Source organism: Kribbella sp. NPDC004138, from assembly GCF_053603655.1.
Window position 1 is genome coordinate 43,961 of sequence record NZ_JBSGFZ010000036.1, and the last position, 18,947, is coordinate 62,907.

Below are 18,947 nucleotides of genomic sequence, written 5' to 3' on the forward strand. Positions count from 1 at the left end.
CAGGCGTTGGGGTAGCAGCGGTTCGAGCGACCTGACAGGGGTCAGGCGGCTTGCGGTACGCGGTTGCGGGCGGCCCAGACGGCACGGCGCAGCTTGGCCTTGTCGGGGTAGCCGGCCTCGCAGCCGATCACGTACACGTCGTGGCTGCGCATGTTGACCATGCCTGCCACGTACCAGACCGGGCTGCCCTCGGCCAGCATGGTGACGATCATGGTCCGGATGTCGGTGGTGATGTTCATTCTGACCCTCTCCTTTGGTCGCTCTCACTGATACGTCGAACCAAAGGCGCCGGATTCGACACCGGCAGAAAAGAAAACGAAGCGCCCCGGTCGATGACCGGGGCGCTTGTCCGTGTGGGTCCCGGGGGGAGTGGGACCACCACACGTTGGGGGGGACCTCGACGGTAACCCCACCAAGGGGTCACGCCTGGTCGTTCCATGCCACATCCGTCGCCGAACGGCAGCAGACCTGCGTTCAGCGGTTGGTGTGCCGCCGATACAGCGAAGTGGCCAGCACGACGGAGAACAGGAGTAGACCACAACACCAGGCAAGTGCGGTCCATCCGTTGTTCGCCATCGGCGTCCCGATCAGCAGGCTCCGGACCGTCTCGATCACCGGCGTGATCGGCTGGTGCTCGCTCACCGGCCGCAACCACGACGGCATCGACTCCGGCCGAACGAACGCGCTGCTCAGGTACGGCAGGAACAGCATGAAGAAGCTGAGCGTGCTGGCCGACTCGACGGACTTGGCGATCACGCCGAGCGCCGCCGCCAGCCAGGACAGCGCGACGACGTACAGCAACAGCAGCCCGATCGCGGCCAGCCAGTCCAGCACGCCGGCGACGGGGCGGAACCCCATGGCCAGCGAGGCCAGGACGACGATCGCGGTCGAGGTGGCGTTGCGCGCGACGCTCGCGACGACATGGCCGGTCAGCACGGCGAAGCTGTGGATGGGCAGCGAGCGCAGCCGGTCGATCATCCCGTTGTGCATGTCGTCGGCGACCACCATCGCGGTCGACGCGGCGCCGTACCCGGTGGTGAGCAGCAGGATCCCCGGGACGACGTAGTTCACGTACTCCGTGCCGGTGTTGATCGCGCCGCCGAACACGTAGACGAACAGCGCCATCATCAGCAACGGCAGCAGCAGCGACACGAACAGCGTGTCGACGTTGCGCCGTGCCAGCCGCACGCTGCGGTCGATCATGGTCACCGCGTCCGAGCAGGCGGCGACGACTCCTTGGTGTGACATCGGCAGACCCCTCAGGCGGTCAGTGCGAGGAACACGTCGTCGAGCGTGGGCCGGTGGGACGACACCCGCTCCGGCTCCAACCCGTTGTCGCGCAGTACGTCGAGCACGTGGTGCAGATGCGCCGCCGTGCCGTCGGACGGGATGTTCAGCATCAGCTGGTCGGCCACTCCGTCCAGTACGCCGGCGGCTTTCACGACCTGCACCTCGTCGGCGAACCACACCGAGATCTGCTCGCCGCCGATCTGCGTCTTCAGCGCGTCCGCAGTACCGCTGGCGACGATGCGGCCCTGGTCGAGCAGCACGATCCGGTCGGCGAGCCGGTCGGCCTCCTCCAGGTACTGCGTGGTGAGCAGGATCGTCGTGCCGTCGCGGACCAACTCCACGATCGCGTCCCACATCGCCGAGCGGCTGGCCGGATCGAGTCCGGTCGTCGGCTCGTCCAGGAAGATCACCCGCGGCCGCGCGATCAGGCTCATCGCCAGGTCGAGCTTGCGCCGCATGCCGCCGGAGTACGTCTTCACGCGCCGATCCATCGCGTCGGTCAGGCCGAACTGGTCGAGCAGCTCGGCCGTCCGCCGCTGCGCGGTTCGCCGGCCGAGGTGCATCAGTCGGCCGACCATCACCAGGTTCTCCCGGCCGGTCTGGTTCTCGTCGACCGCGGCGTACTGCCCGGTCAGGCTGATCACGCCGCGCACGCGGGCCGGCTCGCGCAGTACGTCGTACCCCGCGATCGTCGCCGTCCCGGAATCCGGGCGGGTCAGCGTGGTCAGGATCCGCACTGTGGTGGTCTTGCCGGCGCCGTTCGGGCCCAGCAGGGCGAGCACCGACCCCTCCGCGACGCTCAGATCCACCCCGGTCAGCACGTCGGTCGCGCCGTACGACTTCCGCAGGCCGGTCGCCTCGACGATCATGGTCCCCTCCTTACTGCGTATTAGATACGCTAAATAGCGTAGCAGGTACGCAGTATCGGTTGGCAAGCCCTAAACTGATCTGGTGGACAACGACGAGTTGCCGGCCGACGTCGCGTTGATGTGGCGGCTCCGGGAGACGCCGCGGCGCGGGCCGAAGCCCTCGCTGACGCTCGACGACATCGTCACGGCGGCGATCGCGCTCGCGGACGCCGAAGGTCTGGCGGCGCTCTCGATGGCGCGGGTCGCGGAGCGGCTCGGCAATTCGACAATGGCGCTGTACCGGCACGTGAAGAGCAAGGACGACCTGCTCGTGATGATGTCCGACGCCGCCCTCGAGCGTCCGGAACCGATGCCCGAGGGGATCGACTGGCGGACCGGGCTGACGTTCTGGGCGGACGGCGTGCTGTCCGCGATCCGTCGGCACTCCTGGTACGCGAAGGTGCCGATCTCCGGCCCGCCGGCCGGTCCGAACAACCTCGCCTGGTTCGACTCCGCGCTCGGCGTGCTGAAGGACACCGGTCTGCCGGAGGAGGCCAAGGTCGGCGTGGTGATGGGTCTCATCACCTACGTGCAGGGAGAGATCCGGATGGCCTTCGACCTGGCGGCCGGCTACGCGGAGAACCCGGACGCCTTCCAGCGGTTCGGGTCGACGCTGCGGCGGGTTGCGGATCCGCGCGTGTACCCGGCGGTGGCGCGCACCGTCGAGGCCGGGGTGTTCGACGAGGTCGGGAGCTTCGAGGAGGACAACGAAGCCGACTTCGACTTCGGGCTGCAGCTCTACCTGGACGGCGTCGCGGCGTTCATCGACCGGGTCGGATGATCGCGTCGGCCGCCGGTGCGGTCGCGGCGACCAGGTGGGCGTTGCGTTCGTCCGAGCCGAACGTCCGCTCGTGCGCTTCCTCGGCTGATCGGCCGAAGGCGCGGTGCCTGGCCTCCAGTCGCGCGTGGCGGAGTTCCTCGGGCACCTCGACGTACCAGCACTCGTCGAGCAGCCGGCGTACGGTCGACCAGGGCGGCTCGTCGAGCAGCAGGTAGTTGCCCTCGGTCAGGACCAGCGTGACCTCGGGCGCGATCCCGATGCTCGCGGCGATCGAGTCCTCGATGCCGCGGTCGAAACGCGGCGCCCAGATCTGCTCGTCCGGTGACTCCTTCACCCGCTTGAGGATCGCCGCGAAGCCGAAACCGTCGAACGTGTGCGGTGCGCCTTTGACCTCCGCGAGCCCGAGGTCTTCCAGCACCGACTGCGCGAGGTGGTAGCCGTCCATCGGGACGAGCGCGACCCGGTGACCGTCGGCGGTCAGCTTCGCGGCGAGCTGCTCGGCGTACGTCGACTTGCCCGCCGCCGGCGCCCCGGTGATCCCCAGCAGCTGCCGCCGCCCCCGCGTCGCCAGTTCGACGGCACGGTCATACGCAGCGGCTGCATCCAAGGTCTGCACCCGAAGGATCCTAGGCCCTGTCTGGCGAGGTGCCCGTCCGGGCGGATCAGCGTCCGGCACTCTGAGTGGCCCAGGTCCGAGGCCCGCTTCTAGTCCTCCGGCGGGGCCTCGGCGCCGTCGCGCTCGTCGCGTTCGGCCCACTCCATCAAGGTGTCGAGCGAGTAGACGTCGTCGTCGATCGTGGCGTGCAGGTCGCCGAGCTCGGCGTACCGCTGCGGGACCGTACGGATCGTGAAGTCCTTCGGGTTCACGTCGTCGATCTCGTCCCAGCGGATCGGGGTCGAGACCGTGCCTTCGGGGTTGCCGCGGACCGAGTACGCCGAGGCGATCGTGTGGTCGCGGGCGTTCTGGTTGTAGTCGACGAACAGCTTCTTCGGGTCGCGGTCCTTGCGCCACCATGTGGTCGTCACGTCGTCCGGCGCCCGCCGCTCCACCTCCCGCGCGAACGCGAGCGCGGCCCGCCGTACGTCGGAGAAGCCGTACGCCGGCTCGACGCGGACGTAGATGTGGATGCCGCTGCCGCCGGACGTCTTCGGATAGCCGACCGCGCCGAGCTCGTCGAGTACTTCGTGGACGGTGTGCGCGACCCGGCGGACCCGGTCGAACGGGCAGTCGGGCATCGGGTCGAGGTCGATGCGCCACTCGTCCGGCTTCTCGGTGTCGGCGCGCCGCGAGTTCCACGGGTGGAACTCGACCGTCGACATCTGCACCGCCCAGGCTACGTGGGCGATCTCGGTCACGCACAGCTCGTCGGCGGTCCGGTTGTACCGCGGGAACGTGACCCGGACCGTCTCCATCCACGGCGGCGCGCCGTGCGGCAGCCGCTTCTGGTGCACCTTCTCACCCGACACCCCCTCCGGGAACCGGTGCAGCATGCACGGCCGCTCCCGCAGCGCGTTGACGATCCCGTCCCCGACCGACAAGTAGTACTTCACCAGGTCGAGCTTGGTCTCGCCGTGCGCCGGAAAGTACACCCGGTCCGGGTTGGACACCCGGACCGTCCGTTCCCCGACCTCGAGCTCGATCGCCGGAGACTTCCCCTTGGACTCGGCCATGACGTCAACCTAACCGGCGCCGGGGACAATCGGCATCAGGTCAGGCGGGTGAGCCACTTGCGGGTGTCGGGGATCCGGCCGTACTGAACGTCGAGCAGCGTGCTGCGGATCTTGGTGGTGACCGGCCCGACGCCGTGGTTCACCGAGTGGTCGCCGATGGTCAGGTCGCCGTCGGGCCAGGCGACGCGGCCGATCGGGGTGATGACCGCAGCGGTGCCGGAGGCGAAGACCTCGGTGATCTCGCCGCTGCGGACGCCGTCGCGCCACTCGTCGGCGGCGATCCGGCGCTCCTCGACCGGGTGGCCGAGATCGGCGGCGAGCTCGAGGACCGAGGCGCGGGTGACGCCTTCGAGGATCGAGCCGGACAGCTCCGGGGTGGCGATGTGGCCGTCGGCATACACGAAGAACATGTTCATGCTGCCCATCTCTTCGAGCCACTTGTGCTCGACCGCCTCGACGAACGCGACCTGATCGCAGCCGTTCGCCATCGCTTCGGCCTGTCCGGCCAGGCTGGCGGCGTAGTTGCCGCCGCACTTGGCCGCGCCGGTCCCGCCCGGGGTGGCGCGGACGGTCGAGGTCGTCAGCCAGATGGAGACCGGCTTGGGGCCGGTGTCGAAGTACGGGCCGGCGGGGGAGGCGATGACGCCGAACAGCACCTCGTGCGCGGGCCGGACGCTGAGGACGGCCTCGGTGGCGATCATGTACGGCCGGAGATACAGACTGGTCTCGCCGTCGTCGGCGGACGGCACCCAGGCCTCGTCAACGGTCACCAGTGCGCGCAGGGCCGCGATGAACTCGTCCTCCGGCACCTGCGGCAGCGCCAGCCGCTCCGCGCTCGCGGTGAACCGCCTGGCGTTGCGGTCCGGGCGGAACGCCCACACCGAGCCGTCCGCGTGCCGGTACGCCTTGAGGCCCTCGAAGATCTCCTGCGAGTAGTGGAAGACAGCAGCCGCCGGGCTGAGCGACAGCGGTGCGTACGCCGTGACCTTCGCGTCGTGCCAGCCGCGGTCCAGCGACCAGTTGGCCACGACCATGTGGTCGGTGAACGACTGTCCGAACGCCGGGTTGGCCAGGACGGCCGCCCGAGCCTCCGCACTGGCCGGATCGGGGCGCAGCTCGACCGCGAAGTCCCACGCGTCTGTCATTACGGTTGTCCGCTGTTCACCTGTCACTCGCCGCACGCTACTCCCGCTGTCACCTCCGGCTCGAACCGATGCCCACACTTCGGCCACTCCGGTGCACCGGCCGCGCCAGCAGCCGTCGTAGCTCGGCCGCGCCGGGCTCTGCCTGTACGACGCGCAGGACCCGGTCGGCGGCGTCGAACACCAAGGTGTCGTGCCACTCGTCGGGCAGCTCGACCAGGACGCGGAGCGCCGTGGCCAGGCCTGCGGCGACCTCGCCGGCGACGACAAGGCACTCGGCCAGGCTCAGGTCGAGACATGCGCGCTCACCGATCCAGCTCTCCGGACAGAGCTCTCTGGCGCGCTCGAGCAGGACGCAGCCCGCCACGCCGTACCCCAGCGCGGTGCAGACGCGCCCTTCGGCCCAATGCAATTCGTACGGCTGTGCTTGTGACGTTGCGCGCAGGACCTCGTCGCCGGCGCCGATGAGCTCCTGGAGTGCCTGCTGGGCCTCGTGAGTCCGGCCGAGCTCGGCGAGCACCAGGGCTCGCGCTGTCAGTGGCGCGCAGCCGGCCGCGCCCGGTGCTTGTCGATCAAGCGCGACCGACTCGTCCGCGAGTTGCAGCAACTCCGTCAACGGACGCCGCTCGGCCAGGCCGATGATCGTCTCCCTGGCGCGCGCCACTGCCGGTAGCGGGCCGTCGCCGAGGCTGTCCGCAGTCGCACGGGCAGCCCACCACCACCGCCTCGCGGTGCTTCGCTCGTCCAGCCTGGTCAGGGTCTCGGCGATCAGCATTCCCAGCTCGGCTGCCTCCGCCTGGGCGGCGCCGTGCAGTTGCCGCACCAGGTCAGGGAGCAGCGAAGCCGGTGGCACGCTGCGGTGATCGCCGGGCATCGGGCCGCCGGCGCCGAGCGTCGCGGCCAGTCCGCGCCAGGCAGTCTCCAACGGGTCGGCCTCCGGCCGGAGCTGAGCCGCGCGGGCGGGCCTTCGCTCGAAGGTGGCGGACAGCCGGCCGCCGGTGCCGAGCTCCTGGTCGCAGAGTCGCGCCAGGTCCGCAGAGCCCGGCCGCTGCCTGCGCTCCACCTGTGACAGGTAGCTGTGGTCGTAGCCGACACGTGCTGCCAGTTGGCGCAGGCTCAGCCCGGCCGCCTGCCTGCACTGCCGCAGCAGCGGACCGAACGATGTCTCGATCGATGTCTCGGTGGATGTCTCGGTGGATGTCTCGGTCACAGGATCACCCCGTTCGCGCTTCGAGCTCATGTGGTGCGTGCCGGAGAAGTTACAAGCCCTCGCCGACAAAAACCGTGGAAAACAAGGACATGTGGGCTGTGGGCTGTTCCCACAGCCCACAGCCCACACCTGTTGTTTGCACTGCGTTCTGGGCGAACCTGGGCAGGTGAACACGCTGCAGCGACAGGCTCGCCTCTTCCGTCTGGTCCGCCCCGCCGCCCCTGGCCCCCGGATGGTCGCGGAAGGCGCGGAGTGGTCCGATGGTGCGGTCGCGGTCAGGTGGCTCGGCCGCTGGTCGAGCACCTCGACCTGGGACGGCATCGAGTCCCTGCTGGCGGTTCACGCCGACGACGGCGACACCTGTCTGCACTGGCTCGACCCGCCGCCGGTCCGTCCCGCCGCACCGCCTCCCGAGACACCGGAGCGGGTGGTCTGGCTGCCTGCGCCGGCTCCTGACGGTCGCTGTTCGCGGTGCGGCCGTCCGTGGCCCTGTCTGGACTGCGGCCCGTGAGACATCGTGTCCGCACTTACTTGACGCGGTTTAGTGTGAGGTGGTTTGGGTTGGGTCGTTGAGGGGTGATGCGGGTGGCGGACGGTGCGGTGGTGGATCCGCTGGACGAACTGGACGCTCAGGTCGCTCGGTTGCGGCTGGTGGCCGACGAGTTGCGGGAGGCTCGTGGGAAGCCGGTGCTGGACGGGAACCAGGTCGAGCTGATCGAGGACGGGCCGACGCTGCTCCGGGCCTACGAGGAGATGCAGTACAGCTGCCGCGTCCAGGTCCGGGCGCTGGACCGCCCGCCGTACTCGGCGCCGCCCGCGGCGCAACAGAAGCTCGAGCTGGACCGGCTGGCCGACGGCCTGGTGTACCGGGCGATCTACGGGTTCGAGGTGTTCGAGTCCGACGAGGTGATGGCGCTGCTGCCGGAGCTGCGGGCCGCCGGTGAGGTCAGCCGGGTGCTGCCGCAGATGCCGATGAAGATGGTGCTCGGCGACGACAACATGGCACTGGTGGCGCTGACGAAGCGGGCGCCCGCGGAGTCGCACCTGCTGATCAGGTCGTCGGGTCTGCTCGACGGTCTGATCGCGATGTTCGAGATGTTGTGGGGCCTGGCCGTCCCGATGCCGGAGCTGGAGGCCAACGGTGATGTCACGGAGCTGCGGGCCCCGGACCGGGACATCTTGATGCTGCTGGCCGGTGGAGCCACCGACGACATGATCAGCCGGCGGTTGCGGATCAGCCCCCGGACGACCCAGCGCCGGGTCCGCGCGCTGATGGATGCTCTCGGCGCGCAGACCCGGTTCCAGGCGGGCGTTCAGGCCGCCCGCCGGCGCTGGATCTGAAATAGCTGGATCAGTTGATCGTCACTACTGTCCCGGCCCGGTTCGGGAACTCGACGAAGCCCGTGGAGCGCCTGTCGGTCGGCAGGCCGGACCACGAGGCCGTCACCTGGAACGGCTTGAACGCGGCCGGTGCCACCGGAGGTGTCACCTTGAGCGAGCTGCCGGACGAGGCGGTCACGACGTTCGTCTGCATGGTGTACTCCGTCGTGCTCGCGCCCGGCGGGTTGGACAGGGTGATCGCGAGCACGCCCCATACGCCCGGCGTCGGTGCAGGCACGCTGGCGGACGCCTGGTTCGAACCGTCACCGACGAACGACAGGAACTGCATCTGACCGTTCACGACCTTGTAAAGCACCAGCCAGATGCTGCCGGCCGGGTCCACGGTCTTGATGTTCCACTGCACCGCCTTGGTCTGCGAGGTCGCAGTCACCGGGTAGTCGGGCAGATCAGCGTCCGCGGCACCGGCCGGTACCGCACCGGGCACCAGCGGAGCCGACACGACGCCGTACGAGCGGATCGGTACGCCGGCCTTGCCGACGGTGGCGGTGAACGACGCCGAGCCGGACGCGCCGGAGCCGGACACAGCGGTCGGAGCGAGGACGGACGTCGGTACGACGACGATCGGGCTACGGACGGTCTTGCCTGCGCCCTGCCAGGTCAGCCAGCCGTTGGTCGAGGTACCGGAGTCGCCGCTGTCCAGGGTGAGCTTCACCGTGAACGACTTGGTCTCGCCGGCCTTGGTGAAGTTCAGGATCGACGGCGTCACCACGGCCTTCATGCCCGGCACGGACACGGTCGCGTGGTACAGACCCGGGGTCACAGCGGTCACCCGGCGGGTGATGGTCTGCGTACCCAGCAGCTGGCCGACCGCGATCGAGGGAGCGTTGTAGTTGCTCGGGCTGATGGCAGGTACGCCGGTGCCGGTCTTGACACCAGTGCCTTCCAAGTAGCCGAGCCAGTCCGTGTCACCCGAGTCGTAGACGAGGCCGGGGTCCAGCATCTTCGACGGCTGGACCTCACCGGCGCCGGCGTCGAACGGGTTGGTGTTGACAGCGCCGGTCGAGGTCAGCACGTTCCCAGCGGTCGTCATCAGCGCGGACTTGACCGCCATGGGCGACCAGTCCGGGTGCTTCGACAGGTAGAGCGCTGCCAGACCCGCGACGTGCGGTGCGGCCATCGACGTACCCGAGAGGAACGCGTAGCTCTGTCCGCCGTTGGTAGGCGGCGCTACCGCGGCCAGCACGTTCACGCCCGGTGCGGCCAGGTCAGGCTTCAACAGGTTGCCGTTGCTCTGCAGAGAAGGACCACGCGACGAGAAGTCGGCCATCTGCGGGTACGGCGTCGTCGTGCTGGTCTGGTTGCCAGGGACGAGCTCAGCGGTGGCACCGGCTTGCGTGGCGTACGACTTCACCGACAGCGCCCCGGGGGTGTTGAGGTGCACAGTCGGTACGACGTGGGAGTCGCCGACGACGTCCTGGTCGAACAGGTTGAGCAGCACCATTCCTACGCCACCGGCGCGCTGCACCTCGGCGGACTTGTCCACGCGGGCACTGATACCGCGGTCGCACACGACGATCTTGCCGGCAGTCTTGGCCGGGTCGAGGGTGTTCGCCAGACAGATCAGTGCGTCCGCGTCGCTCACACCGTCCTTCTTGACCGCAACTCCGTTGACGAACGGCTTGCTGCCGGTCGGCGACGAGACGGTCGTGCTGACGCCGGAGTACTTCTGGCCGTTGCCCAGCACGACAGTCCCGTTCCACGGGGCGACGGTGGTGGCTCCGACCGTGGTCACCCACGGAGACGTGTTGTCGAGGGTCGACGCGTCCGGACCGGAGTTGCCGCCGGCCGCGGAGACGAAGACGCCGGCCGATGCGGCGGACAGGAACGCCAGCTGGATCGGGTCGGTGGCAGGGGACTCGAAGATCGAGCCCACCGAGTAGTTGATGACGTCGACGCCGTCGGCCACTGCCTGGTCGATGGCGGCGACGATGTCGGACGTGAAACCGCCCGAGTCGTTAGGCCCCTTGCCGGACCAGAGGGCCTTGTAGACGGCGATTTTGGCGGCCGGTGCGACGCCGGTCACCGTACCGAGGTCACGGCCTCCCAGCTGGACGTCGACGTCGGCGCGGCCGGCCGCAGTCGTTGCGGTGTGCGTCCCGTGACCCTCACCGTCGCGCGGCGACACGTAGTCGGCGCGGCGCTCCGGCGGAACCAGGCTGAGCCAGCCCTCACCGAAGTACTTCGCGCTGATCAGCTTGGTGTTGCACAGGTCGGCGGTGAAGCCGTCGCCGGTCTCGCAGCTGCCGGTGAAGGTGCCGCCGTCGGCCTTCTCCATCACGGTCGTCGAGCCGGACAGGTACGGGCGGTACGGGTCCGTGCTCGTCGGCGCCTCGGTCCCGAGCTTGGGGCCGGACAAAGACGCGCTCTCCGGCCAGATGCCGGTGTCGACCACGCCGACGACGACACCCTGGCCCGCGGTCGCCTTGCCGCCGAGCTTGTTCCAGACGCCGGTCTGGCCGGACAGCTTGAGGAAGTCGGTCGGGTTGCGGTCATCCAGGGCGACGTGCAGCTGGTCGGGGACGACGGACACCACACCGGCGGTCTTGGTGAGCTGGTTGACCTGCTTCGAGGTCAGCGAGGCGGCGAAGCCGTTCAGCGTGGTCGAGTAGTTCTGGTCCACCTTCGCGCCGACCGCGGCCGCGACCTGCGCGTGCTTGCCGGTCAGGTAGGCGCGGTACGCCTTTCCGCTGGTGCTGTTGACCTCGACCTTGCGACCGGCCGTCGGCTTGGTGGCCTTCAGCCCGGTCACGCCGCCTTGGTACGTCGCGAGCGGCTTGTCGGCCAGCGTCACGACGTACCGCCCGGGCGCGAAGGTGAGACGGCTGCCGGCCGGCGCGTCCGTTCCGGGCGTCGCGGAGCCTGGTGGAGCCACCAAGGCGGTGGTGATCAGCGCGGCGCCTGCCAGCAGAGCGGCGCGCCGACGCAGGTTGGGATGGTTCACGTGATGCCTCCACGGCATGTAGTCCTGGCCGTGGCTGTAGCCCCGGCCGCCCGCCCCCGAGCTCGGACGCCGAAGAGCCTGCCAATCGACCGCCCCGACCACACGGTTTTGGCTTCAACTAGCCGCTGGCGAAAACCTGCCAGTCAGCGCACCGCGGTTGCCAGCAGGTACTGCGCCTTCAGCCGCACCTCACCGGTCGACGTCGTCCAGTTCTCGTTGAGCATGGTCAGGACGCGGGTGCGTACTTCGTCCAGCCGACCGGCCTTCTCCAGAACGGGCAGGGTCTCGATGCCGAGGGGATGGGTGGCGATGCGGGTCTCCCAGTACTCGGCGGGGGACGAGGTCACCACGTCGAGCTCGAGTGTCCTGCTGGAGACGGTGAAGCCGTGGGGAGCGAACAGGTCGGACAGGGCGTTCGGGTCGTGCCAGTTGAACGGCGTGCCCATGTCGACGCCGCCGGTGACCTCGCGGAGCGCGGCGATGACGACGCCGACGAGCTGGCTGAGGACGCCGGGTTGCCAGCTGGTCAGGAGAATCCGGCCCTTCGGCTTCGCGACCCGGGCGAGCTCGGCCACCGCGGCGGCCGGGTCCGGCGCGAAGATGACCGCGAAGTTGGACAGGATCGCGTCGGCCGACGCATCGGGCATCGGGATCGAGGCGGCCGTGCCGTCGACGACGGTCAGGTCGCGGTCGAGGGCGGTCTCGGCGATCACCTCGCGGAGGCGGGCGGCCGGTTCGACCGCGGTCACGCGGGCGCCGGGGCCGGCCGCGAGCAGGGCGACGTTGCCGGTGCCCGCGCCGACGTCGACCACGTGCTCGCCGGGCTGGATCCGTGCTGCCGTGACCAGCTCCCGGGCCGCGGGCAACAGGTCCGCGGCGGTCGGTTCGTAGCTGCCCTTGCCCCAGTCGAAGTCGCTCACCCCGTCACCCTAGGCCGGTTCCCGACACCGTCGGGTATCCGCCTCCGCGACGCATTGACCCACGATTATGGAACGTCTCTACTAAATGGCTATGCGATGGCTTGCCGTGGTTCTGGGAGTCCTGCTGGCCGGCATCACGATCCCGGCGCAGGCCGCCAACATCCTGTCCAACCCGGGTTTCGAGTCCGGTTCCCTGAGCGGCTGGAACTGCTCGGGTGGTTCAGTCGTGAGTACTCCGGTCCGCAGCGGCGGCTATGCGCTGAACGGTGCCGTCACCGGCTCGGACTACGCGCAGTGCAGCCAGACCGTGGCGGTGCAGCCCAACACGGCGTACACGCTGTCGGCCTGGGTGCGGGGCTCGTACGTGTACCTGGGGGTGACGGGCGGCTCGTCCACCTGGACGCCGTCCGCCGCCAGCTTCACCCAGTTGAGCGTGTCGTTCACGACAGGTGCGAGTCAGACGTCCGCGCAGATCTACGTGCACGGCTGGTACGGCCAGCCGGCGTACCAGGCCGACGACTTCGCCCTGGACGGTCCGGGCGGTACGCCGGGTGCGCCGAGCACCCCTGGTACGCCGACCGTCACCAACTCGACCACCTCGTCCGTCTCGCTGAGCTGGCCGGCTGCCACGGGCACTGTCACCGGCTACCGCGTCTACGAAGGCGCGTCAGTCGTGCAGACCGTCACAGGAACCACAGCCACCGTCAGCGGACTCCAGACATGCAGCAGTCACTCGTACGCGGTGACGGCGTACAACAGCTCTGGCGAGTCGGCCAAGTCAGCAGTTGTGACTGGCAGGACGGCCGGCTGTACGAGCACCGGTCTGGCGAAGCACGCGCTCATCGGCTACCTGCATGCGAGCTTCGCCAACGGGTCCGGGTACGTGCGGATGGCTGATGTGCCGGAGGAGTGGGACATCATCAATCTGGCGTTCGGCGAGCCGACGTCGGTGACCTCTGGTGACATCAGGTTCAACAGGTGTCCGGCCGGCGAGTGCCCGAACGTGGAGAGCGACGCCGACTTCGCGGCAGCCATCAAGGCCAAGCAGGCCGCCGGGAAGAAGGTCCTGATCTCCATCGGCGGTGCGAACGGGCAGGTGCAGCTGACCACCGCCGCGGCCCGCGACGCGTTCGTCAGCTCGGTCAGCGCGATCATCGACCGCTGGGGCCTGGACGGGCTCGACATCGACTTCGAAGGGCACTCGCTCTATCTGAACGCCGGTGACACTGACTTCCGCAACCCGACCACTCCGGTGATCGTGAACCTGATCTCGGCGCTGAAGACACTGAAGGCGAAGTACGGCGCGGGCTTCGTGCTGACGATGGCGCCGGAGACGTTCTTCGTCCAGGTCGGCTACCAGTTCTACGGCGGCTCCAGCGGCGGCGACAACCGGACCGGGTCGTACTTGCCCGTCATCCACGCGCTGCGGGACTCGCTGACCGTGCTGCATGTCCAGGACTACAACTCCGGTCCCGTGATGGGGCTGGACAACCAGTACCACACCATGGGCGGTGCCGACTCGAGCGGTGCGGACTTCCACATCGCGATGACCGACATGGTCAAGGCGGGCTTCCCGGTGGCGAACACCGGCCAGACGTTCCCCGGGCTGCGCGACGACCAGATCGGTTTCGGGCTCCCGGCAGCGGTCAGCGCGGGCAACGGCTACACCGCCCCGGCAGCCGTGCACACGGCGCTCGACTGCTTGGTGAAGGGCCAGAACTGCGGCGGCTACAGCCTCCGCGGCGGTCCTTCGCCAGGGTTCCGCGGGCTGATGACGTGGTCGATCAACTGGGACCACTACTACAACTGGGAGTTCCGGAACAGCCACGCGCCGTACCTCGACGCTCTCCCGTAGGCCGCCCCTCGCGCCCGGTTCGCGAATCAGCCCCTCGCGAACCGGGCACGGGCCTGTGGATTACCGATCCCGGTTTGTACGTTGTCGCTGGTATGAAGGAGTCATGACAGCGTCAACGACCCGCTCGGTGATCCTCACCGTGGACGACGATCCCGGCGTTTCCCGGTCGATCGCCCGTGACCTCCGCCGTCGGTACGGCGAGGAGAACCGCATCGTCCGGGCGGAGAACCCGGCGCAGGCGCTCGACGCGCTGAAGGAGCTGAAGCTCCGGGGTGAGCCCGTCGCGCTGCTGCTGGCCGACTACCGGATGCCCCAGATGTCCGGCATCGAGTTCCTCGAGGCCGCGATGGACCTGTTCCCGCTCGCCCGGCGCGTGCTGCTGACGGCGTACGCCGACACCGACGCCGCGATCCAGGCGATCAACGTGGTCGACCTCGACCACTACCTGCTGAAGCCGTGGAACCCGCCGGAGGAGAAGCTCTACCCGGTGGTCGACGCGATGCTCGACCTGTGGCGGTCGACCCCGGAGCCGTCCGGTGACGAGACCCGGGTGATCGGGCACCGCTGGTCGGCGCCGTCGTTCGCGGCCCGCGACTTCCTCGCCCGGAACGCCGTGCCCTACCGCTGGCTGAACGTCGACGACGACGAGGCCAAGCGGCTGCTCGACGCCGCCGACGTCGACGGGACGACGCTGCCGGTCGTGATCACGCCCGACGCCACGGTCATGGTCGCGCCGTCGGAGGCCGAGCTGGCCCAGAAGGTCGGTCTGTCGACAGCCCCGGCGAAGGACTTCTACGACCTCGTCGTGGTCGGCGGCGGCCCCGCCGGGCTCGGTGCGGCGGTGTACGGCGCCAGCGAGGGCCTGCGGACCGTGCTGGTCGAGCAGTTGGCGACCGGTGGTCAGGCCGGCCAGTCGAGCCGCATCGAGAACTACCTCGGCTTCCCGGACGGGGTGTCCGGTGCGCAGCTGACCGACCGGGCCCGGCGGCAGGCGGTCCGGTTCGGCGCCGAGCTGCTGACGACCCGGCAGGTCGTGGGGCTCGAGACGCTCGGCAACGCGCGCCGGCTGCGGTTCGCCGACGGGAGCGAGATCTCGGCGCACTCGGTGATCCTGGCGACCGGCGTCTCGTACCGGACGCTGCAGGCCCCCGGCGTCGACGACCTGTGCGGCCGCGGCATCTACTACGGCTCGGCGACCACCGAGGGTCCGGCCTGCGCCGGTGCCGAGGTGTACATCATCGGCGGGGCGAACTCCGCGGGTCAGGCCGCGGTCTATTTCTCCAGGCATGCCAAGCGTGTGCATATGCTGGTACGTGGACCATCGCTCACCGCGACGATGTCGTCGTACCTGATCGACCAGATCGATCAGATCGACAACATCGAGGTGCACACCTGCACGCAGGTCGTTTCCTGTCTGGGCTCGGAGCACCTGGAACACCTCACCTTGCTGAACAGCGAGACCGGGGAGAAGCGCGAGGTGGACACGGAATGGATGTTCGTGTTCATCGGCGCGGCGCCGCGGACGGACTGGCTGCCCGGTGACCTGCTCCGCGACGACCGAGGATTCGTGCTCACCGGACCGGACCTGCGCGGCAGACCGCCGGGCTGGCCGCTGGAGCGGGAGCCGTACCACCTGGAGACGAGCATGCCCGGCGTGTTCGCCGCGGGTGACGTGCGGGCCGAGTCGGTGAAGCGCGTCGCCTCGGCCGTCGGTGACGGGGCGATGGCCGTGACACTGGTGCACCGATACCTGGAGATGCTCTGATGACCGACCAAGCGGTGAAGCGGCTGACGCCCGACGAGCTGCGCACGCTGTTCCTCTTCGAGAGCCTCACCGAGGAGCAGCTCCAGTGGCTGTCCGACGCCGGGCACGTCGAGGACGTGCACGACGGGACCGTCTTCAACGAGGGCGACGAGGCGACCTGCTGCTACGTCCTGCTCTCGGGTGAGCTTCGCCTGTGCAAGCGGTCGCACGGCGAGCTGGTGGAGATCAACCGGACCCGGCAGCGTGGTGTGTACGCCGGCGCGTTCAACGCGTTCTTCGGTGCTGCCGACCACAAGTCGTACACCGCGACGATGCTGGTCACCGAGCCGTCGGAGTTCTACGTCATCAGCGCCGAGAGCATGGCGACGATGATGAACACCTGGTTCCCGATGGCGGTGCACCTGATCGAGGGCTTCGTGATGGGCATGCGGCGGACCAACGAGACGCTCGGTGAGCGGGAGCGGCTGCTCGCCCTCGGCTCGCTGTCGGCCGGTCTGACGCACGAGCTGAACAACCCGGCCGCCGCGGCGGTCCGGGCGGCCGCGACCCTGCGGCAGCGGGTGTCCGGGATGCGGTCGAAGCTCGCGATGCTTGCCGACGGCACCCTCGACGCGACCAAGCTGCACCAGATCGTCGCGCTCCAGGACGACGCGGTCGAGCGGCTGGACAAGACCAAGGACAAGGACATCCCGCCGCTGGAGTTGTCCGACCGCGAGGACACGCTGACGGACTGGCTCGACGACCACGACGTCCAGGCGAGCTGGGACGTGGCGCCGGTGCTGGCGTCCGCGGGCCTGGACGTGCCGTGGATGGAGAATGTGCTCGAGGTGGTTGGGCCGAAGTACCTCGAGGGCGCGGTGCGGTGGTTGATGTACACGATCGACACCGAGTCGCTGATGAACGAGATCGACGACTCGGTCACCCGGATCTCGACGCTGGTCGGCGCCGCCAAGCAGTACTCGCAGATCGACCGCGCGCCGTACCAGACCGTCGATCTGCGCGAGCTGCTGAAGTCGACGCTGGTGATGATGTCGGGCAAGCTGCAGGGCTACGAGGTGGTCAAGGACTTCGACCCCGAGTTGCCCGCGATCCCGGCGTACGCCGCGGAGCTCAACCAGGTGTGGACCAACATCATCGACAACGCGGTCAGCGCGATGGGCGGATCCGGGACACTGACACTGCGCACCCGCCGGGACGGCGCGTATGCGGTCGTCGAGATCGGCGACACCGGACCGGGGATCCCGGAGGAGATCCGGCGCCGCATCTTCGAGCCGTTCTTCACCACGAAGCCGATCGGCGAAGGCACCGGCCTGGGCCTCGACATCTCCTGGCGGATCGTCGTCAAGAAACACCACGGCGACCTGCGCGTCGAGTCCGAGCCCGGCCGCACGGTCTTCAAGATCGTCCTCCCGCTGGAGCCCGAGCGAGAACTCGAATCGGACCCGGCACTGCTGTCCTGAGCAACGCACCGCTCCCCACCGCCGCGGTGGGGAGCGGTGTTGCCTACGGCAACCAATCGAGGATCGCCGAGAGCGCGGCCTGGTCCACGTGGCCGGCGCTCTGGTAGTCGGCCATCGTCGACGGGCCGGCGCGCGGAGTTCAACGCGTACGTCGATCGTGAGGGAGCCGATCCGGTCGCGGACCTCGTCGGGTACCGCCAGCACGGGATCTGGCTGACCGAGGCCGAACTCCACCAGCTCATCGAGGGCATGCGCGCGGCGATCCTCCCGGCGCTGTCCAACGAGGCCGCACCCGGCAGATCCCGCTACCTCCTCAGCCCGATCCTCTTCCCGGTAGAAGACGACACCTGACCCCGCGGCCGCGAACCGGAGACAAGCAATGGTGGGTGGGGACCTGTTATTACCTGTCTCAGCCCACCAGTTCTGGTCTCCGCCTGGCTGATCGTCGCGGATGCGGGTGGTGCGGGTCAGCGGAGGGCGGTGCCCTGGGTGTGCGTCAGGAGGGTCAGGTCTTCGCGGGTGGGGAGGGATTCCCAGTCGCCGTACGCCGTGACGCAGAAGGCGCCGGAGGTGGTGGCGCGGGTGAGGCGCTCCTCGGGGGAGAGGTTGTCGAGGGTCGCCGACAGGTAGCCGGAGACGAAGGCGTCGCCGGCGCCGATGCTGTCGACGGCGGTCACCGCAAGAGCCGGGCTGTGGATGGTTTGCACCTCGAACGGCGGTACGACGGGGGTGGGCTCGGACAGTGCGTCGGTCGGGGTGGGCTTGGTGTGGGACCAGGCGCCCTTGCCGCCGGCGGTGACGACGACGGTGTCGACGGACTGGAGTAGTTCGGCGACAGGGTCGGCGGCGTCGGTGAGGAGGTCGAGCTCGTCGTCGGAGGCGAAGACGGTGTGGATGTGGGGGAGGAGCTCGCGCAGAGCGGCGGCCGCTGCGGAGCGGGACCACAGGCGGGCTCGGTAGTTCACGTCCAGGGAGACCTGGATGCCGGCCGCGGACGCGATGCGCGCGGCCGCGAGGGTCGCGGCGCGGGCTGTGTCTGAGAGGGCAGGGGTGATGCCCGTGATGTGGAGGAGGGTCGGGGACAGGGCGGTGATCGCCTCGGTGGTGTCTTCAGGGGTCAGTGTGGAGGCGGCCGAGCCGCGGCGGTGGTAGCTGACGCGGGTGATGTCGTGCGACGGCTGGTCGAACGCGATGAAGCCGGTGAACGCCTCGTCGGAGAACCGGATCCGGGTGCCGACGTTCTCGGCGCGGAGGGTGCGCTGGATCAGCCGCCCCGGTTCGTCGTTGCCCACGGCGCTCAGCCACGTGACGTCGTGCCCGAGGCGCGCGACGCCGATCGCCACGTTGCTCTCGGAGCCGGCGATCGACAGGTGCGCGTCGCCGCCGAGCCGCATCGGGCGCGCGGTCCGCACCGAGACCATCGTCTCGCCGATGGTCAGCAAGTCCGTCATTCCACTACTCCGTTCACTACTCCGCGACATCCCCGAAGGCCGGTCCACTTCCGCACCCGTCACATGTGCCTGGTCCACCAGCCAAATGCCGGGTTGTACACCGGTATTCAGGGTGCAGAACCCAGCATCTCCCTGGTCAACCAGGCAAATTG

General features: G+C 69.1%; 17 protein-coding genes. 7 read left to right on the top strand and 10 right to left on the bottom strand.

Annotation, left to right across the window (positions count from 1 at the left end):
* Positions 1-41: 41 nt before the first annotated feature.
* The 3 genes from ACWEOO_RS37685 to ACWEOO_RS37695 form a co-directional block, all read right to left on the bottom strand.
* Positions 42-239 (bottom strand): hypothetical protein, encoded by a 198-nt coding sequence (locus ACWEOO_RS37685; RefSeq protein ID WP_355698571.1) that lies wholly within the window; start codon positions 237-239, stop codon positions 42-44.
* 235 nt (positions 240-474) lie between these two features.
* Complete coding sequence (locus ACWEOO_RS37690) at positions 475-1,248, bottom strand: ABC transporter permease (RefSeq protein ID WP_452147114.1); 774 nt, start codon at positions 1,246-1,248, stop codon at positions 475-477.
* Positions 1,249-1,259: 11 nt separating this feature from the next.
* Positions 1,260-2,159, bottom strand: a complete 900-nt coding sequence (locus ACWEOO_RS37695) for an ATP-binding cassette domain-containing protein (protein WP_452147115.1) — start codon at positions 2,157-2,159, stop codon at positions 1,260-1,262.
* A gap of 82 nt (positions 2,160-2,241) precedes the next feature.
* On the opposite strand from ACWEOO_RS37695, the gene ACWEOO_RS37700 reads away from it, so the two are divergent.
* Positions 2,242-2,979, top strand: coding sequence for a TetR/AcrR family transcriptional regulator (locus tag ACWEOO_RS37700; protein ID WP_363717008.1), 738 nt, complete (start codon positions 2,242-2,244; stop codon positions 2,977-2,979).
* On the opposite strand, the gene ACWEOO_RS37705 is transcribed toward ACWEOO_RS37700, so the two are convergent.
* The 4 genes from ACWEOO_RS37705 to ACWEOO_RS37720 form a co-directional block, all read right to left on the bottom strand.
* Positions 2,960-3,595, bottom strand: a complete 636-nt coding sequence (locus ACWEOO_RS37705; protein ID WP_452147116.1) for a nucleoside/nucleotide kinase family protein — start codon at positions 3,593-3,595, stop codon at positions 2,960-2,962. The genes ACWEOO_RS37700 and ACWEOO_RS37705 overlap by 20 nt on opposite strands.
* A gap of 89 nt (positions 3,596-3,684) precedes the next feature.
* Positions 3,685-4,650: a non-homologous end-joining DNA ligase gene (gene ligD / locus ACWEOO_RS37710; protein ID WP_355698583.1), complete on the bottom strand. Its 966-nt coding sequence runs from the start codon at positions 4,648-4,650 to the stop codon at positions 3,685-3,687.
* Between the two features lie 35 nt (positions 4,651-4,685).
* The gene (locus tag ACWEOO_RS37715; RefSeq protein ID WP_452147117.1) at positions 4,686-5,795 is read right to left on the bottom strand and encodes a branched-chain amino acid aminotransferase; all 1,110 of its coding nucleotides are present in this window, start codon (positions 5,793-5,795) and stop codon (positions 4,686-4,688) included.
* A gap of 49 nt (positions 5,796-5,844) precedes the next feature.
* Positions 5,845-7,002 (bottom strand): helix-turn-helix domain-containing protein, encoded by a 1,158-nt coding sequence (locus ACWEOO_RS37720; RefSeq protein ID WP_452147118.1) that lies wholly within the window; start codon positions 7,000-7,002, stop codon positions 5,845-5,847.
* Between the two features lie 166 nt (positions 7,003-7,168).
* On the opposite strand from ACWEOO_RS37720, the gene ACWEOO_RS37725 reads away from it, so the two are divergent.
* Both ACWEOO_RS37725 and ACWEOO_RS37730 read left to right on the top strand, forming a co-directional pair.
* The gene (locus ACWEOO_RS37725) at positions 7,169-7,513 is read left to right on the top strand and encodes a hypothetical protein (RefSeq protein ID WP_452147119.1); all 345 of its coding nucleotides are present in this window, start codon (positions 7,169-7,171) and stop codon (positions 7,511-7,513) included.
* A 74-nt stretch (positions 7,514-7,587) separates the two neighbouring features.
* Positions 7,588-8,343 carry a hypothetical protein gene (locus tag ACWEOO_RS37730; protein ID WP_452147120.1) on the top strand — a complete coding sequence of 252 codons (756 nt, stop codon included), beginning with the start codon at positions 7,588-7,590 and terminating at the stop codon, positions 8,341-8,343.
* Positions 8,344-8,353: 10 nt separating this feature from the next.
* Here ACWEOO_RS37730 and ACWEOO_RS37735 read toward each other — a convergent pair whose 3' ends face one another.
* Positions 8,354-11,344, bottom strand: a complete 2,991-nt coding sequence (locus tag ACWEOO_RS37735) for a S8 family peptidase (RefSeq protein WP_452147121.1) — start codon at positions 11,342-11,344, stop codon at positions 8,354-8,356.
* Positions 11,345-11,487: 143 nt separating this feature from the next.
* Positions 11,488-12,264 (bottom strand): class I SAM-dependent methyltransferase, encoded by a 777-nt coding sequence (locus ACWEOO_RS37740; protein ID WP_452147122.1) that lies wholly within the window; start codon positions 12,262-12,264, stop codon positions 11,488-11,490.
* Between the two features lie 91 nt (positions 12,265-12,355).
* Here ACWEOO_RS37740 and ACWEOO_RS37745 point away from each other — a divergent pair, with 91 nt between their 5' ends.
* The 4 genes from ACWEOO_RS37745 (at position 12,356) to ACWEOO_RS37760 (ending at position 17,695) form a co-directional block, all read left to right on the top strand.
* Positions 12,356-14,119, top strand: coding sequence for a chitinase (locus ACWEOO_RS37745; RefSeq protein WP_452147123.1), 1,764 nt, complete (start codon positions 12,356-12,358; stop codon positions 14,117-14,119).
* Between the two features lie 103 nt (positions 14,120-14,222).
* Complete coding sequence (locus ACWEOO_RS37750) at positions 14,223-15,884, top strand: FAD-dependent oxidoreductase (RefSeq protein ID WP_452147124.1); 1,662 nt, start codon at positions 14,223-14,225, stop codon at positions 15,882-15,884.
* Positions 15,884-17,344: an ATP-binding protein gene (locus tag ACWEOO_RS37755; RefSeq protein ID WP_452147125.1), complete on the top strand. Its 1,461-nt coding sequence runs from the start codon at positions 15,884-15,886 to the stop codon at positions 17,342-17,344. Before ACWEOO_RS37750 ends, ACWEOO_RS37755 begins: the two co-directional genes overlap by 1 nt.
* 39 nt (positions 17,345-17,383) lie before the next feature.
* Complete coding sequence (locus ACWEOO_RS37760; RefSeq protein ID WP_452147126.1) at positions 17,384-17,695, top strand: hypothetical protein; 312 nt, start codon at positions 17,384-17,386, stop codon at positions 17,693-17,695.
* Between the two features lie 116 nt (positions 17,696-17,811).
* Here the strand turns inward: ACWEOO_RS37760 and ACWEOO_RS37765 are convergent, their stop codons facing one another.
* Positions 17,812-18,795, bottom strand: coding sequence for a sugar kinase (locus tag ACWEOO_RS37765; RefSeq protein WP_452147127.1), 984 nt, complete (start codon positions 18,793-18,795; stop codon positions 17,812-17,814).
* Positions 18,796-18,947 lie beyond the last annotated feature (152 nt).

What these genes read in the sequence shown, in the direction of transcription:
- ACWEOO_RS37685 (WP_355698571.1), bottom strand. Translation starts at nt 239, where the DNA reads ATGAACATCACCACCGACATCCGGACCATGATCGTCACCATGCTGGCC.
- ACWEOO_RS37690 (WP_452147114.1), bottom strand. Translation starts at nt 1,248, where the DNA reads ATGTCACACCAAGGAGTCGTCGCCGCCTGCTCGGACGCGGTGACCATG.
- ACWEOO_RS37695 (WP_452147115.1), bottom strand. Translation starts at nt 2,159, where the DNA reads ATGATCGTCGAGGCGACCGGCCTGCGGAAGTCGTACGGCGCGACCGAC.
- ligD (WP_355698583.1), bottom strand. Translation starts at nt 4,650, where the DNA reads ATGGCCGAGTCCAAGGGGAAGTCTCCGGCGATCGAGCTCGAGGTCGGG.
- ACWEOO_RS37715 (WP_452147117.1), bottom strand. Translation starts at nt 5,795, where the DNA reads ATGACAGACGCGTGGGACTTCGCGGTCGAGCTGCGCCCCGATCCGGCC.
- ACWEOO_RS37745 (WP_452147123.1), top strand. Translation starts at nt 12,356, where the DNA reads ATGCGATGGCTTGCCGTGGTTCTGGGAGTCCTGCTGGCCGGCATCACG.
- ACWEOO_RS37750 (WP_452147124.1), top strand. Translation starts at nt 14,223, where the DNA reads ATGACAGCGTCAACGACCCGCTCGGTGATCCTCACCGTGGACGACGAT.
- ACWEOO_RS37755 (WP_452147125.1), top strand. Translation starts at nt 15,884, where the DNA reads ATGACCGACCAAGCGGTGAAGCGGCTGACGCCCGACGAGCTGCGCACG.
- ACWEOO_RS37765 (WP_452147127.1), bottom strand. Translation starts at nt 18,795, where the DNA reads ATGACGGACTTGCTGACCATCGGCGAGACGATGGTCTCGGTGCGGACC.